Source organism: Clostridium hominis, from assembly GCF_014287825.1.
Lineage (GTDB): Bacteria > Bacillota > Clostridia > Clostridiales > Clostridiaceae > Clostridium > Clostridium hominis.
Window position 1 is genome coordinate 70,262 of the sequence record NZ_JACOOO010000001.1, and the last position, 16,599, is coordinate 86,860.

Genomic DNA, 16,599 nt, shown 5'->3' on the forward strand with positions numbered 1-16,599 from the left:
AAAGTTTCCCTACACTAACAAGGTATGAGTATAGATAAAAATGGTGTCAAATTAGAGGAGAAAAAATAAAAAAATATATTAAGGTGGTGATATATATGGAAGAAAATTTTTATACAACTAGAGGGTATGAAATTCAATCATATACAAATAATTTACTTACTTCATCGATGGAAGATTATTTAGAGATGATTTATAGGGGATATTTAGCTGATGGCTATATTAGATTAAGTAAGTTAGCCAGTTTATTAAATGTTAAGGATTCATCAGCTAGTAAAATGGTTCAAAAATTAGGAAAATTGAAACTGATAAATTATGAGAAATATGGAGTTATAACATTGACACCAAAGGGGATAGAAATAGGACATTTTTTATTATATAGACATAATATTTTAGAAGATTTTTTAAGGCTTTTAGGTGGAGAAGATAATTTATTAGTTGAAACTGAGCTGATAGAACACGTTATTAGTAAAAAAACTGTAAATAATATACATTTATTAAATGGATTTTTTTATGAAAATAAAGAAATATTAGATAAGTTTCTAGAATATAAAGATAAAAGTTTATCTAAGGATATAAAAAGTTAACTATATTTATTATAAATTTTATTGAAATAGGTATAAAAATTTTATCTATATGAATAATATAAAATATAATCATAATAGATAAACAGTTATCTAAATGTGATTATGAGGCGTTGCGAGAAAATGCAACGTCTTTTCTTATATAGGACTTAGGAGGAAATTTTATGGTTGACATAGCTATGATAGGAACAGGGGGAGGAATGCCTATGGTTGAGAGGTATTTATCTGCTGCTCTTATAAATTTCAAAGGTAGAAAAATACTTGTTGATTCAGGGGAAGGCACTCAGGTATCTATGAGAATTTTAGGATGGGGATTTAAAAGTATTGATGTAATATGTATAACTCATAGCCATGGTGACCATATTGTAGGGCTACCAGGACTTTTAGGCACTATAGGCAATTCAGGAAGAGAGGAACCAATTATAATTTTAGGACCAAAGGGAATAAAGGATGTTATTAAAGGTCTTAGAGTTATATGTCCATATTTACCATATGAACTTATTATAATTGAAAATCCACATAATATAAAATTATCAGTTGATAAGAATAGGATGAACTTTGAAGATAGGTTTGAAGGAGATATTATCATAAATAGTCTAGAGCTTGATCATTCAGCATCATGTATTGGATATAATTTTATTATTAATAGACGCCCTAAGTTTGATGTTAATAAAGCAGAACTAAATAATGTTCCTAGAAAACTATGGAGCACATTACAGAAAGTAGAAAGTGTAAAAGAAGATAATATAATATATACAAAAGATATGGTTTTAGGAGATATAAGAAAGGGAATTAAAATTAGTTATATAACAGACAGTAGGCCGATAAAAGAAATAATAAATTTCATTTCAAGAAGTGATCTTTTTATATGTGAGGGAACATATGGGAATAATGAAGATATGGAAAAAGCTATAAAAAACAAACATATGACATTTAGTGAAGCGGCAAATTTAGCAAAAGAGGGGATGGTGAAAGAACTTTTGTTAACTCATTTTAGCCCTTCATTAATAGAACCTGAAATGTATTTAATTAATGCTACTAGTATATTTTATAATACAGTAGTAGCCTATGATAGAATTATAAAAACAATAAAATTTACAGATTAGTTAGCAAATAATAGAGCTTATTCAACTCATATTTAAAATATATATTAAATTTACTATGGTTATAAAAGGAGACTAAGTATGTCACATGTAGTAGGAAAATCAGCATACAAAAGTTTGGAGGAAAGGCTAAATAGATTTCCGCAAGGAGCACCAGCATCAGAAACACTTTATAAAATACTTGAAATGCTTTTTGATAAAAAAGAGGCAGAGCTTGTAGCACAACTTCCTATTAAAGCCTTTACTACAGAAAAAGCAGCAAATATATGGGGAATTAAGGTAGGAGAAGCTAATAAAATTTTAGATAAATTAGCAGGTAGGGCAATACTTTTAGATATTGAACAGGATGGTAAAAGAACCTTTTTATTACCACCTCCAATGGCAGGTTTTTTAGAATTTAGTATGATGAGGACTAGAGGAGATATAGATCAAAAGCTTTTAGGAGAGTTATATTATCAATACATGAATGTTGAAGAAGACTTTATAAAAGAATTATTTTATAGTGCAGAGACTAAATTAGGAAGAGTATATGTACAAGAAAGTGTTTTAAGCTCGGATAATTCTGTAGAAGTTTTAGATTATGAAAGAGCATCACATATAATAAAAACTGCAACAGATATAGGGATAAGTACTTGTTATTGTAGGCATAAGATGCAACACGTTGGTAAGGCTTGTGATGCGCCTATGGATATATGTATGACATTTAATAATACTGCAACATCTTTAATTAAACATGAGTATGCAAGGAAAGTAGATGTATCAGAATGTTTAGAACTATTAGAAGTTGCTTATGAAAATAACTTAGTTCAATGTGGAGAAAATGTAAGAAAAGGGGTAAACTTTATTTGTAATTGTTGTGGATGTTGTTGCGAAGCTATGGTAGCCGCAAAAAAGTTTGGAGTAATGCATCCAGTTGAAACAACAAATTATATTGCATATATAGATGAAAATACTTGTATGAAATGTGGTAAGTGTGTTAAAGAATGTCCAGTAGGTGCAATAAAGCTGGTAACTATAAATGAGAATACTCCTATAGAAAAGGTTGTAGCAAAGGTAGACGAAGATTTATGCTTAGGATGTGGAGTATGTGTTAGAAATTGTTTTAAAAGTAGTATAATGCTAAAATCTAGGGGGAAAAGAATAATAACACCTGCTACTTCAGTTCACAGAGTTGTACTTATGGCAATAGAAAAAGGACAATTAGCAAATCTAATTTTCGATAATAGAGCTTTAGTAAGCCATAGGGCTATGGCGGCAATACTTTCGTCTATTCTTAAGTTATCACCTGTAAAAAAAGCTATGGCAAGTGAACAGATGAAATCTATATATTTAGATAAACTTTTGAGTAAGTAATAAAAAAGTGGCAAAATTTAAGTAAAACTCATATAATGCTAGTAATCTCTTTGCACTGCATATAAATCTACAGTACAAACTGATCAGGCCGATGAATTACTTATTTATGGAGCCGGGCCCAAGTTTACTAGGGCAACAGGAGAAAAACACCTGTGGGACAGTATATTGTTCTACAGGTGTTTTTATTTTTATGTAGAATAATAACTGAAATAAGATCTGTATTGCAATGCCATAGAGCTATCAAAATTATGGAGGTAACTTTTATGACAGAACAAGGAAAGGTATTGGATATAAATGGACTAACGACTGAAGAGGTTAAAGAAAGACAAGAGAAGTATGGAAAAAATCAATTGATACCAGAAAAAAAAGAAAATTTTATTTTAAAAATATTAAGTGTATTAAAAGAGCCAATGTTTTTGCTTCTTATTGTAGCTTCTACTATTTATTTTATATTAGGAGAGCCTAGAGATGGAACTATAATGTTGGTATTTGTTGTAGGAGTTATAAGTATTGAAGTTATTCAAGAGTGGAAAACGGATAAAACTTTAAAAGCATTAAAAAATCTATCTGCCCCTCATACTGTAGTGGTAAGGGATGGAAAAGAATGTACTATAAATAGTGAAGATATAGTACCTGGCGATTTGATAATTATTACAGAAGGTGTCAAAATTCCAGCCGATGGAAGAATCATTAAAGCAAATGATCTTAGAGTTAATGAGTCATCATTAACTGGTGAAGCTGAAGAGGTATGGAAATGTTTAGATGATAGTGATAATAAAGATTATTGGAAAAAGGATTATTGTTATGCAGGGACATTGGTAACGCAAGGTAGTGGAACAATATTAGTTGATAAAATAGGGATATATACTGAATATGGTAAGATAGGAATCAATATTGCAGAAGCTCCTGATAGACCAACTCCATTAGAAATACAGACCAGAAAGTTAGTTAAGGCTTGTGCTATAATTGCTGGAGTTTTATTTGTTTTAGTATGCTTAGTTACTTTTATAAACTTATCTGATCATGGGATAAAGTCAAGAATAATAGAAAGTATTTTATCAGGAATAACTCTTGCAATGGCGATGATACCAGAAGAGTTTCCAGTTATATTAACAGTTTTTTTGTCTATGGGGGCATGGAGACTAGCTAAAAAGAATTCATTAGTTAGAAGACTTTCATCAGTGGAAACATTAGGGGCAGTAACTGTATTATGTGTAGATAAAACAGGTACAATAACCAAAAACAAAATGGCTGTAAATAATATTTGGACTACTAATAGGGAAAAAGAAGAGTTGATAAGAATTATGGGAATGGCGTGTGAAACAGAGGCCTATGATCCTATGGAACAAGCTATGCTTAAATATTGTAAGGATAATAATTTAAAAGAAGAAGATTTATTTTGTAACAGATTGATAAAAGAGTATTCATTTACTAATGAGAGAAAGATGATGGGACATGTATGGCGCTGTGATGATGGAATAGTAGTATGTGCAAAAGGTTCACCTGAAAAAATATTGACTATTAGTAAGTTAAATGAAGATATGAAAAAGCTAATAGAAAATAAAATTTATGAAATGTCATCTAAAGGATTAAGAGTTATAGCAGTAGGCAAGGAAGTAGTAAATGATGAAGAAGATATACCAAAAGAACTAGAAGGATGTAGTCTTAAGTTTTTAGGCTTAATAGGTCTTCAAGATCCTCCAAGAGAAAATGTAAGAGAAGATATTGAAAGTTGCACAAGAGCTGGGGTAAGAGTAGTTATGATAACTGGAGATAATGGAATAACTGCTAGCTCTATAGCAAAACAAGTAGGGATTTCTCATAGCAATGAAATTATTACTGGAGATGACCTAAATAATATGACAGATGAGGAATTAAAGGAAAAAGTTAAAAATGTAAGTATATTTTCTAGAGTAGTACCAGAGCATAAGATGAGAATAGTAAGAGCTTTTAAAGATAATGGAGAAGTTGTTGCTATGACAGGGGATGGTGTTAACGATGCTCCAGCTTTAAAATATGCGGATATTGGAATATCTATGGGGAAAAAAGGTTCAGAAGTATCTAGGGAGGCATCTGATTTAATTCTTTTAGATGATAATTTTAGGACTATAGTAGATACAATAAAAGATGGCAGAAGAATTTATGATAATATAAGAAAAGCTATAGGATATGTTTTTGCAATTCATATACCAATAGCTCTTGCATCTTTATTAGCTCCTATACTTGGAATTAGATCTTCATTTTTGATGTTATTACCTGTACATGTTGTTTTATTGGAATTAGTAATAGACCCAACATGTTCAATAGTATTAGAGAGACAGCCAGCAGAGAGTGATATAATGGAACGTAATCCTAGAAATAAGCATGAGAGTATATTAACATCAAAACTTCTTATTAAAAGTATAATACAAGGTGTTGTATTGTTTATTGCATCTTTTGGAGTATATTATTTACATTTATATAAATTCCCTAATGAGCATGAGATTGCCCGTTCAATGGGGTTAATGGTAATAGTAATATCGAATTTGTTACTTGTACAAGTTAATAGTTCAGATATGGATTTTTGCTTTAAGTCTTTGAAATATCTAAAGAGAGATAAAGTTATGTGGGCAGTATGTATTGGCACAATTTTAGGACTTATAGCTATAATGTATACTCCTATAGCTTTAGTATTAAGTTTATCTCCACTTACTATAACTGAAGTTTTTAGAGTTATCATCATATCAGTGGTAGCAGTCTTTTGGTATGAGATAGTTAAAGTTTTTAATAAAAAGAGTCATAAGTAGTTAATGCATGTTTATAAGAAGCTAGGAGAAATCCTAGCTTTTATAAAAATATTTATAATTGGATCTTAAAAAGAATATATCAAGTAATTAAAAATATATTTATTAATAATATAAGTACAGATTTTATAAAAAATAATTAGGAGGTAGATTTTGTGGGCAATATTAGTGACTATCTTAGAATTGCAGGAATAATAATTGGAGCAATTTTAGGTTTATGGTTCTTACTTTGGATTTTTGGATTAAGAATTATTGACAATGATAAGGTTGGAATTGTAGAAAAGTGGTGGAGTAGAAAAGGATCATTAAAAGAACAAATCATAGCTTTAAATGGTGAAGCAGGATATCAACCGGAATTGTTAAGAGGAGGAATTCACTTTAGAACTCCATTAATCTATAAGATTCATGTTGTACCCTTAGTTACTATTCCACAAGGAAAAGTAGCTTATGTTTTTGCTAGAGATGGTAAGCCTCTTGAACCTACACAAACCTTAGGTGAGGTTGTCGTGGAAAGTAATAATTTTCAAGATGTAAGAGGGTTCTTGGTGAATGGAGGACAAAAAGGACCTCAAAGAGGAATCATAAGAGAAGGTACTTATGCTTTTAATCTAGCTCAGTTTGTTATTATTACTGAAACTGTTACTTATTGTTTGAAAACAGGAACTAAAGCAGAACAAGAAACATTAAAAGCTATGGCAAAATTAATACATGAAAGAAAGGGATTTGAACCAGTTATTATTAAAGGTAATACTGATTTGGTTGGAATTGTTACTGTCCATGATGGACCATCACTAGGGGGAGAAAACATAATTTGTCCTACTGTTGGAGATGATGCAGCAGATCCGAATTATCATAATAATTTTCAGGATATTGATGCCTTTTTAAGAGCAGGGGGATTTAGAGGTAGGCAGTATCAGGTTTTAGCAGACGGAACTTATTTTATAAATAGATTATTTGCTACTATTGAGTATATTCCTAAGGTTGTTATACCAGTTGGATTTGTAGGGGTAGTAGTATCCTATACTGGATCAAAAGGTGAGGATTTTTCAGGTATAGATTATAAACATGGAGAACTTGTAAAGAAAGGATATAGAGGAGTATGGAATGAACCTTTAATGCCAGGAAAATATGCATTTAATATTTATGCAGGAAACATAATTAAGGTTCCAACTACCAATGTAATCTTAAAGTGGATATCTAATCAAATTGGAAATCATAAATATGATGAAAATCTTAAAGAAGTTAGCTTAATAACTAAAGATGCTTTTGAGCCAAACTTACCTTTATCCGTAGTATTTCACATAGATTATAGGAAGGCACCATTGGTTATTCAGAGATTTGGGGATATAAAGATGCTTGTAGACCAGACTTTAGATCCTATGATTTCTGCATACTTTAAAAACATTGGTCAAACTAAGACTTTAATAGAATTAATTCAAGAACGTAATGATATACAGGGTCAAAGTTCAAGAGAAATGCAAGAAAAGTTTGGACATTATAATTTAGAATTAGAGGAAGTATTAATAGGAACACCTGCAAGTCCAAAGGTAGGAAATGAAATTGAAACAATATTAACTCAATTAAGAAGTAGACAAATAGCTAGGGAACAACTACAAACATATGAAACCCAACAAAAAGCAGCTGAAAAGGAGAAAGAGTTAAGAGAGGCAGAAGCTGTAGCTAAACAACAAACTACATTAACTGAATCTGATATAAATATTAGAATTCAAGAAAATCAAGGTAAAGCTGAGTTGATGAAAGCAAGGCAGGATGCAGAGAAAATACAAAAACTTTCTGAGGCAGATGCTTATAAAGTTAAGAAGCAATCAGAAGCTGAAGCATTTAAAATTAAGGTTACTGCAGAGGCTGAGGCTGATAAAGAAGCTAGAGTAGGTATATCTAAAGCTATAGCAGCTAAAGAACAAGTTAATGCTTATGGGGGACCACAATATAAAGTTATAAATGACGTTATGTCATCATTTGCAAATGCTATTAAGGATGGAAAGGTTGATATAGTTCCTAAGACATTAGTAAATGCTAGCGGAAGCAGTGATGGGGTAGGCACAAATGCATTTGAGTCACTAATGATGCTTTTATTAAGTGAAAAATTAGGGGGATTAGAATTCAATAAAGAAAGTGAAATTTCTGATCAAGTTAAAAGAATAAAAGAGGAGCTTTTGAATCAAATATCAACAAAAGATTATGTGGAAAATAGTTTGTTAAGCGAAGAAGAAAAAGAAAATTAATTATTTTCTTAAAATATGTATATATTTCATTTCGTAGGGAAAACTGAGAAAGAACAAGTGTTAAATTCAGGAGGAAATAAAATGTCAGACAAAACTTTAGTATGTAGAGACTGCGGACAAGAATTCGTATTTACTACAGGAGAACAAGAATTCTACAAGGAAAAAGGCTTTACAAATGAGCCAACAAGATGTGCTGCTTGTAGAAAAGCTAAAAAAGAACAAAACAATAGAAGATAAGTAATCTTTTGTTTTAAAGTAGTATTAAAGTAATAGTTTATTATTTTAATACTACTTTTTTCAATAATTTTAAAATATGTTTACTATAAATCACATTATGACAAAAAAACTCATATGTATATCTTATACGATATGAGGAGAAAGTGATATGAACGAAAGAGTATTTTTAGCTAAAGACTATAGTTACTATGAATCTTTAGGTCTTAGTAAGGAAATAGAAATATGGGAAGATGGTCTTAGAACATCTGGAGATAGAAATTCATATGAATGGTGGTACTTTGATGCAGAGTATACTAATGGTTGCAAATTTGTAGTTATATTTTATACAAAAGATAGGTTTGATGTTAAGGGATCGGGAAAACCTACAGCTACTTTAGATGTTACGCTACCTAATGGACAAACAATATGTAGAACAATAAGTGAGAATACTAAAATGATCGATGCATCAAAAGAGAGTTGTTATGTAAAAATAGGAGATAGCTTTATAAAGTATGAAAATGGAAGTTATCATGTTCATTTTAAAGATGAGTTAGTTCAATATGATTGTGTTATGAAAAGCGACCTTTCTATGTATAGACCTAAAACAGGATATACATTTTTTGGCGAGGATGAAAAATTATATTTTGCATGGTTAGTAGCACAACCAAGTGCAAAAGTTTCAGGATATGTAAAAGTAGGGGGATTAAGTTTAGAGCTAGAAGGTAATGGGTATCACGATCATAATTGGGGAAATGTTGAGATGAATAAAATAATTAATCATTGGTATTGGTGTAGAGCTAAGGTAGGGCCATACACAATAATCGCTAATGATATTATAGCTGAGCAGAAATATGATTATTTAAGGTCAGCTACTATGTTTATTGCTAAGAATGATGAAGTACTACTAGAGGATGAAGAGAAAACTAAGATCGAAAGGAATAATACAAAAGAGCATGATTTAACTAAGAAATTTATAGATAATAATATAACATTTATTTGCAAAGATGATAATGGAGTAAAGTATACTATTGAATTTTTTAGAGAGAAAGATATTTTCGCGTCATCACTTTTAAATGTTATGGGATTATCTTATAGCGAAATTTTATTGGCAATTTCTGAAAAGATAAACCCAACATATCTTAGATGTGTTGGAAATGTTAGATTAACTGTAGAATCAGAAGAAGGTAAAGAAATTTTTCAAAGTGATGCATTATGGGAGCAAATGTTTTTTGGAAATAATAAAACAGCATATATATCAGAGAAATAAGAAAAAATATCTATTAGATAAGAAAAAAAGATTAAGTTGTAACACTTTTTAAAGCATATAATAAACTAAAATCAAAGATGAAAAAATTATTTGACATTAATGTAAATTAATGCTAAACTTGGTTTAAGTTAAAGTAAATTGAATATGTTGTAAACAACTTGATGTAGAGGCCGCGATTGTCATCAGTACTGTAACTGAAAACTTTAAGCTAATATTTATTAGATTAAAGCTACTCATTGGAATGTTATGAGAAAGAGTTATAGGAAAGGGTCCATCGCCGAAATGGATAGATAAAAGTCTATTTATTGGGGCTATGTTTAAGAAGCATAGAACTGTCTTATGAGAATTGCCCAATTTTCATAAAGAAGAGCTACATCTTGTTGGGGCAGAAGGTTTTGTTTTATATTATTTTAAAACAGTCATGAGTGCCTTTTGCTCATGACTGTTTTTTTTATTTACTAACTTATTCAGGTTAAATTTAGTAAATAGGAGGATATAAAATGAAATTATTTGGAACTATGAAAAAAAATCAAAATGGGAACTTAGAAATAGGAATGTGTGATGCTGTTGATTTAGCAAAAGAATATGGTACACCGTTATATGTAATAGATGAAGAATTAGTTAGAAGAAATTGTAGAACTTTTAAAGAAAATTTTAAATCGTATGGAATAGAAACAGAAGTTATATATGCCTCTAAAGCATTTTTAAACCTAGCTATTTGTAAGGTAATTGAAGAAGAAGGTTTATCACTAGATGTAGTATCAGGAGGAGAACTTTATACAGCTATTAGGAGCAATTTTCCATTAAATAGGGTTTACATGCACGGAAATAATAAAACAGAAGAAGAGCTTAGATTAGCTATAGAATCGAATATTGGAAGAATAGTTGTAGATAACAGATATGAGCTAGAGTTGATTCAAGAGTTATGTGATGAATTAGATAAAAATATTGATGTTCTTTTGAGGGTGAACCCAGGAGTTGATGCTCATACTCATGAATATATCCAAACATCAAAAAATGATTCTAAGTTTGGAGAATCTATATTTAGTGAAGATATATATGAAGTAATAAAAAGCTTTATGAAGAGTGAAAGAGTTACTTTAAGAGGATTTCATTGTCATATAGGATCACAAATATTTCAAGAGACATCTTTTTATATGAGTGTTTCAGTTATGATTGATTTTATAAGTAGGATAAAGGAAAAGTGCGATTTTGTTACTAGAGAGTTAAATATGGGTGGAGGTTTTGGAGTTTATTATTGTGAAGGAGATTCACCTATAGAGCTAGGTAATTTTTTAAGTAATATGGTAGTTTCCACTAAAGAAGAATGTTCAAAACATAATTTGGCTATTCCTAAAATAATGATAGAGCCAGGAAGATCTATCATTGCAAATGCAGGAACAACTTTATATAAGATTGGTGGAACAAAGAAAACTTATGGGGAGAAAAATTATATTTTTGTTGATGGGGGAATGACAGATAATATTAGAACTGCATTATATGATGCAAAATATGAAGCTGTAGTAGCTAATAAGCTTGAAAGTAATACAAATATTGAATATACAATAGCAGGTAAATGCTGTGAATCAGGTGATATTATAATTAAGGATATAGTTCTTCCAGAGGTAAAAAGAAATGATATACTAGCTGTTTTAAGTACAGGGGCTTATAACTATACAATGGCTAGTAATTATAATAGAATTCCTAAACCATCAGTTGTATTTGTAAAAGATGGTATAGCAAGATTAGCAGTTAAAAGAGAAACTTACGAAGATGTTTTAAGAAATGATGTTATGTTTTAATAAGTATTAATTTTAATTTATTGTTTGAATCTATATTTTTGATATAAGAAAAAATATTTCATATATTAAAGGGGGCAATTAAATGGATATTGTAGTGCAAAAATATGGTGGTACTTCTGTAGGAAGTATTGAAAAAATTAAGTTTGTAGCTAAAAGGGTTATTAATGAAAAGAAAAAAGGTAATGAAGTTGTTGTTGTAGTTTCTGCTATGGGTAAAACAACAGATAATCTTATAAATATGTCTAAAGAGATTTGTAATAATCCTAATAAAAGAGAATTAGATATGCTTTTGTCAACTGGTGAGCAGATGTCTATATCGTTATTATCTATGGCATTAGAGGCTGAAGGGTATAAATCTATTTCACTTACAGGCTTTCAAGCTGGTATTAAGACTCAGGGGCTTCATACAAAAAATAAAATATCGGATATTGATAGTGAAAAGGTAAAAAAATATTTGCAAGATGAAAAGATTGTAGTTGTAGCGGGATTTCAGGGGATAAATGAAGATGGTGATATAACTACATTAGGAAGAGGCGGATCAGATACTACAGCTGTAGCTCTAGCAGCTAAGCTAAAATGTCCTTGTGAGATTTATACGGATGTAGATGGTATATATTCTATAGATCCTAGAGTATACAAAGAGGCTAAGAAAATAGATTATATAAGTTATGAGGAAATGATGGAGATGGCTACATTAGGTGCTGGAGTTATGGATGCAAGAGCTGTTGAAATAGGCTGTAAATATAATGTTCCAATTTATGTAGCTTTAAATAACGGAGATATAAAAGGAACATGGATAAAGGAGTATGATGAGAGAATGGAAGAAAGAGTTATTACTGGGCTTACAATTAGTGAAAATAATTTAATGATAACTATAAATAATGTGTTGTTTAAATCAAATAATATTGCAAGAATTTTTGAAAGGTTAGCACAAAGTTTTATAAACATAGATATGATAAGTCAAACTGCACCTGTCAATGGATATGTTAATGTTTCATTTACAGCAAGCAAAGATGATTTAGAAATTATAAAAGATGTTATAACTAAAATTAATGATGAAATTAGAGGTATTGATGTATCTATAGAATTAGATATAACAAAAGTATCTGTTATAGGAATAGGAATGATGAATCAAAGTGGTGTAACTTCAAAGGTATTTAAAATTTTTGCTGATAATGATATAGAGTTTAAACAAGTTACAACGTCAGAAATAAGTATATCTTTTGCTATTGATTCTAAGGACAAACAAAAAGCTGCAAATGTTTTAGCAAAAGAACTAAATTTATAAGATGGTGGGGCAAAAGAAATGATTAAGTTTCAAAAATTTCATGGAACAGGAAATGATTTTATAATTTTTAATGAAAGTGATTTAAGTATTGATGATTATAGTATATTAGCTAAGAAAGTTTGTGATAGGCATTTTGGAATTGGTGCAGATGGAATGATAATAATATCAGAATCAACTAAGGCTGATATAAGGATGAAGTTTTATAATGCAGATGGATCTATAGCTAGTATGTGTGGGAACGGAATAAGATGTTTTTCAAAGTTTGTTTACGAGAATAGACTTGTAGATAAGAAGAAGTTTACTGTGGAGACTTTAGCTGGAATTATGAAGCCAGAGGTTATAGTAGAGAATAATAAGGTTACCTTTGTAAAAGTAAATTTAGGTAAGGCTGTATTCTTGTCAAATGAAATACCAAGAAGTAATAATAATAAATATTTTATTAATGAAGAAATAAATGTAGAAGGAACTAATTTAGAAATAAGTTCTTTAGTAGTTGGAACTATTCATACGATACTGTTTGTTAAAGATTTTAGTGATATTGATATTAAAAAAATTGGACATGCAATAGAACATAATAAGATATTTCCTATAAAAACTAACGTGAATTTTTGTAAAGTTATAGATAAAGAAAATATTGAAGTAATAACATGGGAAAAAGGAGTTGGAATTACTCTTGCTTGTGGAACAGGTGCTGCATCATCAGCTGTAATAAGTTCAATGTTAAAAGATTGTGCTAATAAGATAAATGTGAAAGTTTTAGGTGGAAATCTTATAATTGAACAAAAAGATGAAGAGATTTTTATGACAGGATCAGCAGAGTTTATTTGCAAGGGAGAATATGAATTTATATAGGAAAATAATTAAAGGATGTGTTTAAGTGGTTTTTGAGAAGAATAGATATATTGATGAACTAAGAATATATAGAAGAGAATTGCATAAAATGCCTGAAGTTGGATTTTGTGAAGTAGATACCTCTAGATATATAAGAGAAAAATTAGAGAGCTTTGGGTATGAAGTAAGATCAGTAGCCAAAACAGGACTTATAGCGTTTATGGCAGGAGAAAATATCGAAGAGTCAATAGCGTTTAGAGCTGATATGGATGGTTTGAAAATTTTAGAGGAAACTAATGTAGAGTTTGAATCGGAAAACTATGATTATATGCATGCTTGTGGACATGATGGACATATGGCTATATTATTAGGATTTGCTCACTATATAGCTACAATTAAGTCGTTGAATAAAGGAATATTATTTATATTTCAACCTGCTGAAGAAGGACCAGGTGGAGCAGAGATTATTGTTAAGGAAGGAATTTTAGAGCAGTATAATATAAAGCATGTTTTTGGACTACATTTATTTCCTGGATTAAATGAAGGGGAAATAGGTATAAAGCCAGGCGCAATGATGGCACAAACTGCTGAGTTTGATATAGATATAAAAGCACAGAGCGGACATGGAGCTGTACCACATAAAGCTAATGATGGAATAATAGTAGCTGCTCAATTAATTAATTCTTTCCAAAGCATAATAAGTAGAAATATTAATCCTATAGAAGGCGCTGTTTTAACTATAGGTACTATAAATGGAGGAGAAAGACGTAATATAATTGCAGAAAATATTAGGTTAGAAGGAACATTAAGAGCTTTTGATAAAGAGGTTTATTCAAAGATTAAAAATAGAATGAGAGATGTTACTAAAGGCCTTGAAGTAATGTTTAATGTAAATATAAATCTTGAGTTTAGAGATATGTATCCAGCAGTAAGAAATGATAGGAAGTTATTGAGAAGTATAATTAAGTTTTTACCAGAAGAAAAAGTAGTAGAAATTGATCCTATGATGTTGGCGGAAGACTTTGCTTATTATCAAGAATCAGTACCGAGTTTGTTTTTTATGTTAGGAGTAAAAAATGAGGAGTTAGGATATACACATCAGCTTCATAGCTCGAAGTTTAACTTTAATGAAGAGGTTTTGTTAGAAGGAATAGAACTTTACAATAGAATTTGTGAAGGGTTGAATATTTATTAAATATTAGAATTAATTGGGGTGGGATATAAAATGAAAAAAGCAAATGTAGCGATAGTTGGTGCAACTGGAATGGTTGGAAGAACCTTTTTAAAAGTTTTAGAGGAAAGAAAGTTTCCTATAGATAATTTATATTTGTTTGCATCAAGAAAATCAGCTGGTAAGAATGTGAAATTTTTAGACAGAGATATTATAGTTGAAGAGTTAAACGAAGATTCTTTTAAAAGAGATATAGATATTGCCTTATTTTCAGCAGGAGCAGAAATAAGCAAAAAATACGCTCCAATAGCTAAAGAAAATGGAGTTATAGTTGTTGATAATAGCAGTGCTTGGAGAATGGATAAAGATATTCCGCTTGTAGTACCTGAGGTAAATCCTGATGATGTAAAGTGGAATAGTGGGATAATAGCAAATCCGAATTGCTCAACAATTCAATCTGTAGTACCTCTAAAGGTTTTACATGATGCTTATAAGATAAAAAGGATTGTATATTCTACTTATCAAGCAGTATCAGGATCAGGTGTTGGAGGAATAGAAGATTTAGATAATACAGTTAAAGGTGGAGAAAACAAAAAATACCCTTATAAAATTGCATATAATTGTCTTCCTCATATAGATAATTTTATGGATAATGGCTATACAAAAGAAGAGATAAAAATGATAGAGGAAACTAAGAAGATATTAAATGATTATGACTTAAGAATTACAGCTACTACTGTTAGGGTGCCTGTAAAGTATGGCCATAGCATTTCTATAAATGTAGAGTTTGAAAAGGAATTTAAATTAGAAGATGTATTTGAACTTTTTAATAATGCAGAAGGAATTATTCTTCAAGATGATGTTAAAAATAACATTTATCCAATGTCTATAAATTGTGAAGGAAAAGATGAAGTTTTTGTAGGAAGAATAAGAAGAGATTATAGTTTAGAAAGTGGATTAAATTTATGGGTAGTGGCTGACAATATAAGAAAAGGTGCTGCTACTAATACGGTGCAAATAGCAGAAATATTAGTGAAAGAAATTTAAGAGTATAGGGGGAAGGAATATGAGTTTATTTGAAGGATCAGGAGTTGCATTAGTTACTCCGTTTAAGAATAATAAAGTTGATTATGATAAATTGTCTGAGCTTATAGAGTTTCATATAGAAAACAATACAGATTCTATAATAATATGTGGAACTACTGGAGAATCATCAACTATGAGTGATTGCGAGAAAAAAGAAACTATAAAGTTCACTGTAGAAAAAGTTAGAAATAGAATTCCGGTAATTGCAGGTACAGGAGGAAACAATACTAGTTATTCTATAGAGCTAAGTAAATATGCAGAAGAAGTAGGCGTTGATGGACTTTTATTAGTAACTCCATACTATAATAAAGCAACACAAAAAGGATTAATAGAACATTATAAAGCAATAGCATCTTCTGTGAATATACCAATAATTCTTTACAATGTACCAGGAAGAACTGGAGTTAATATACTGCCTAAAACTGTATATGAACTTTCTAAGGTTGAAAATATAAAAGCTATAAAAGAGGCTAGTGGAAATATATCACAAGTAGCTGAAATAGCTAAATTATGTGGGGATGATTTCTATATTTATAGTGGAAACGATGATATGATAGTTCCAATCTTATCATTAGGTGGTAAAGGTGTTATTTCTGTAGTAGCAAATATATTACCTAAAGAAACTCATGAAATTGTAACTAAATTTATAAATGGTGATGTTTTAGAATCTAAGAATATTCAGTTAAAAATGTTAGACTTAATCAATTCATTATTTATAGAAGTTAATCCAATTCCTATTAAAACAGCTATGAATGTTTTAGGAATGAACGTAGGGAATTTAAGATTACCATTAACAAATATGGAGGATAATAATAGGAGTATATTAATAAATGCTATGAAAGAGTATGGTGTTAAGAAATGGGGGAAATAAT

At 30.0% G+C, this 16,599-nt stretch carries 13 protein-coding genes and 2 riboswitches; all 13 genes read left to right on the top strand.

From position 1 onward, the window contains the following. Positions 1-95 precede the first annotated feature (95 nt). The 13 genes from H8S20_RS00335 to dapA all read left to right on the top strand — a co-directional run bounded on the left by H8S20_RS00335 (position 96) and on the right by dapA (position 16,598). Entirely contained in the window at positions 96-584 is a 489-nt protein-coding gene (locus tag H8S20_RS00335; RefSeq protein WP_032119094.1) for a metal-dependent transcriptional regulator, read from the top strand. A gap of 161 nt (positions 585-745) precedes the next feature. Next, a complete protein-coding gene (locus tag H8S20_RS00340; protein ID WP_186859017.1) occupies positions 746-1,687 on the top strand; it encodes a ribonuclease Z in 942 nt (313 codons plus the stop codon). 78 nt (positions 1,688-1,765) lie between these two features. Further along, positions 1,766-3,037 (top strand): 4Fe-4S dicluster domain-containing protein, encoded by a 1,272-nt coding sequence (locus tag H8S20_RS00345; RefSeq protein ID WP_186859018.1) that lies wholly within the window; start codon positions 1,766-1,768, stop codon positions 3,035-3,037. A gap of 69 nt (positions 3,038-3,106) precedes the next feature. Continuing rightward, a riboswitch (NiCo riboswitch) is annotated at positions 3,107-3,200 on the top strand. Positions 3,201-3,300: 100 nt separating this feature from the next. Next, positions 3,301-5,823 (top strand): HAD-IC family P-type ATPase, encoded by a 2,523-nt coding sequence (locus tag H8S20_RS00350; protein ID WP_186859019.1) that lies wholly within the window; start codon positions 3,301-3,303, stop codon positions 5,821-5,823. A 152-nt stretch (positions 5,824-5,975) separates the two neighbouring features. After that, positions 5,976-8,066, top strand: coding sequence for an SPFH domain-containing protein (locus H8S20_RS00355; protein WP_366455260.1), 2,091 nt, complete (start codon positions 5,976-5,978; stop codon positions 8,064-8,066). Positions 8,067-8,147: 81 nt separating this feature from the next. Continuing rightward, the gene (locus H8S20_RS00360) at positions 8,148-8,303 is read left to right on the top strand and encodes a zinc-ribbon domain-containing protein (RefSeq protein ID WP_032119090.1); all 156 of its coding nucleotides are present in this window, start codon (positions 8,148-8,150) and stop codon (positions 8,301-8,303) included. A gap of 148 nt (positions 8,304-8,451) precedes the next feature. After that, positions 8,452-9,549: a hypothetical protein gene (locus H8S20_RS00365; RefSeq protein WP_032119089.1), complete on the top strand. Its 1,098-nt coding sequence runs from the start codon at positions 8,452-8,454 to the stop codon at positions 9,547-9,549. A 156-nt stretch (positions 9,550-9,705) separates the two neighbouring features. Beyond that, positions 9,706-9,930, top strand: a riboswitch (Lysine riboswitch). Positions 9,931-10,049: 119 nt separating this feature from the next. Further along, positions 10,050-11,351: a diaminopimelate decarboxylase gene (lysA, locus tag H8S20_RS00370; RefSeq protein WP_032119088.1), complete on the top strand. Its 1,302-nt coding sequence runs from the start codon at positions 10,050-10,052 to the stop codon at positions 11,349-11,351. An 82-nt stretch (positions 11,352-11,433) separates the two neighbouring features. Further along, positions 11,434-12,639 (top strand): aspartate kinase, encoded by a 1,206-nt coding sequence (locus H8S20_RS00375; RefSeq protein ID WP_186859020.1) that lies wholly within the window; start codon positions 11,434-11,436, stop codon positions 12,637-12,639. Between the two features lie 18 nt (positions 12,640-12,657). Continuing rightward, the gene (gene dapF, locus H8S20_RS00380) at positions 12,658-13,491 is read left to right on the top strand and encodes a diaminopimelate epimerase (RefSeq protein ID WP_207725221.1); all 834 of its coding nucleotides are present in this window, start codon (positions 12,658-12,660) and stop codon (positions 13,489-13,491) included. A 25-nt stretch (positions 13,492-13,516) separates the two neighbouring features. Next, positions 13,517-14,665, top strand: coding sequence for a M20 metallopeptidase family protein (locus H8S20_RS00385; RefSeq protein ID WP_032119086.1), 1,149 nt, complete (start codon positions 13,517-13,519; stop codon positions 14,663-14,665). Positions 14,666-14,695: 30 nt separating this feature from the next. Beyond that, the gene (locus H8S20_RS00390) at positions 14,696-15,688 is read left to right on the top strand and encodes an aspartate-semialdehyde dehydrogenase (protein ID WP_032119085.1); all 993 of its coding nucleotides are present in this window, start codon (positions 14,696-14,698) and stop codon (positions 15,686-15,688) included. 19 nt (positions 15,689-15,707) lie between these two features. Continuing rightward, on the top strand, positions 15,708-16,598 hold the full coding sequence (gene dapA / locus H8S20_RS00395; RefSeq protein WP_032119084.1) for a 4-hydroxy-tetrahydrodipicolinate synthase: 891 nt from the start codon (positions 15,708-15,710) through the stop codon (positions 16,596-16,598). The last annotated feature ends 1 nt before the right edge of the window (position 16,599 follow it).